Source organism: Novosphingobium sp. ZW T3_23 (assembly GCF_044987305.1).
Taxonomy (GTDB): Bacteria; Pseudomonadota; Alphaproteobacteria; order Sphingomonadales; family Sphingomonadaceae; genus Novosphingobium.
Map to the genome: position 1 here is coordinate 1 of NZ_JBJDRF010000124.1, position 1968 is coordinate 1968.

The window sequence follows — 1968 nt, forward strand, 5'->3', positions numbered from 1 at the left end:
CCGCGTTATTTGGTATGTCGCGCGAAAACGCGCAAGAGGCCTTGACGATTTTCCCGCCAGCCCGGCAGCAGGTACTTTAGAGACTGTTTGGAAAATGCCCCGAGGGCATTTTCAGTGCGGCACCAGCCCGCGCCCCCACCCTACCACCCAACGGTAGTATCCTGCGGGTGGTAGGGTGGGGGCGCGGGCTGGTGCCGCGAAATTCGCCTTCAGCGAATTTCCAAACGCACGCCTATATCTCGAAACGCTCGACGCTGCGCGGGCCTTCGGCGCCGTCCAACGTGGGGTTCGCTTGCAGGAACGCAAAGTTGAGGTAGGTCGCGAAGCAGATCCAGGCCAGGTACGGCACCAGCAACAGCCCTGCCAGCGGGCGGATCCTGGCGAACAGGACGATGGTGACCAGAACGGCCAGGTCCAGAACCCCGATCAGGATCAGGGCCGTGGTGATCTGGTGTGTGCCGAAGAACACCGGGCTCCAGGCCAGATTCAGCGCGAATTGCACCGCGAAGACCGCCACGGCCAGACCACGCCCTCGCGCGCCGCGCGCCGCGCAAACCATCGCCAGGGAAATTCCCATCAGCACATAGAGTATGGTCCACACGATCCCGAACGTAGCGGGAGGCGGATAGATTCCGGGCTTTGCCAGTGCATCGAACCAGGGATTGCCCGGCCCGCTCTGCGCCATTCGCCCGGAAACGAAGCCCAGGAGCACCACGAGGGGAACGAGCACGAGAGCCCAACGAAGCAGGCTGGCCCGCAACTGGCCGGGCGAGGCGATCAGGTTCATTCCCTTGGCACTCCCGAATCAGGAAAATCCGTGATGGTGGGCGGGTTGTGTAACGAGCCTGCCTCGCGCGCAATCGTCGGCAGCCGGGAAATTCACCCGCGCCATGCCGATACGAGGAACTCGACATTGCCCTCGGGCCCCTTGATCGGGCTTTCGACGATCCCCTGGATGGTCCAGCCTTCGCCCTCCAGCCAGTCCCGCACTTCGTTGCAGACCCTCTCGTGCAGGACCGGATCGCGGACCACCCCGCCCTTGCCCACTTCGTTACGGCCGACTTCGAACTGCGGCTTGATCAGCGCCACCAGTCGGCATTCCGGCGCGGCCAGGCGCAGCGGCACTTCCAGCACTTTCGACAGCCCGATGAAGCTGGCGTCGCACACCACCCAGTTGCAGGCCGCATCGATCTGCTGCGGCGTCAGGATGCGGGCGCTGGTCTGCTCCAGCACGGTGACGCGCTGATCCTGACGCAACTTCCAGGCCAGCTGATTCGTGCCCGAATCGACCGCGAAGACCCGCTCCGCGCCGTGCGTAAGAAGAACGTCGGTGAAGCCGCCCGTGGAGCTGCCGATATCCATGGCCAGGGCGCCGGTCGGGTCGAGATCGAAATGCTCGATGGCATGGGCCAGCTTGATCCCGCCACGCGAGACCCAGGGATGGTCGCGACCGCGCACCTCAAGCGGAGCGTCGGCCTTGATGCTCTGCCCCGGCTTGGCGATCTTGGTTTCGCCCGAAAAGACCAGCCCTGCGAGGACCAGCGCCTGGGCGCGCGTGCGGCTCTCGACCAGTCCGCGATCGACCAGCATCTGGTCTACCCGCACCTTTGCCACCTTAGGCGCAATTTTGGGCGAAGGGCCTGATTTCTTTTCGACGGGGCGGGGTTCGATCGGGTCGGTCATGGCTTTGCATACTTGAGATGGGCCGCGCCTCATTCCATACCAGGGGCATGAAGGCAAATCCGCGCCGGCGTACCGACGCCCTCCCATTCTCCCGCACCTTGTCCCGCAAGCTGCTGGCACTCGCGCCGCTGACGGCACTCACCCTTGTCGCGGCCTGCGTGCCGGCCAGCAAACCGCCCGCCCCGGCGCCGCGCCCGGTTCCCACGACACCGGCCGCGCCGCCCCCTCCCGCATCGCCGCCGCCCGCCGACTGGCGGGCGGCGGCGATGCGGGAGGGGGCGGCGC

At 65.9% G+C, this 1968-nt stretch carries 3 protein-coding genes; 1 reads left to right on the forward strand and 2 read right to left on the reverse strand.

All coding sequences use genetic code 11. The annotated features are described in order from the left end of the window. Window positions 1-232: 232 nt before the first annotated feature. Window positions 233-787, reverse strand: a complete 555-nt coding sequence (locus ACI3K3_RS25560) for a TspO/MBR family protein (RefSeq protein ID WP_404918907.1) — start codon at window positions 785-787, stop codon at window positions 233-235. A 92-nt stretch (window positions 788-879) separates the two neighbouring features. After that, complete coding sequence (locus ACI3K3_RS25565) at window positions 880-1590, reverse strand: TlyA family RNA methyltransferase (protein WP_404918909.1); 711 nt, start codon at window positions 1588-1590, stop codon at window positions 880-882. Between the two features lie 140 nt (window positions 1591-1730). Between ACI3K3_RS25565 and ACI3K3_RS25570 the strand changes: the two genes are divergently transcribed. After that, the coding region (locus ACI3K3_RS25570; RefSeq protein ID WP_404918911.1) for a hypothetical protein at window positions 1731-1968 on the forward strand (238 nt) is incomplete at its 3' end.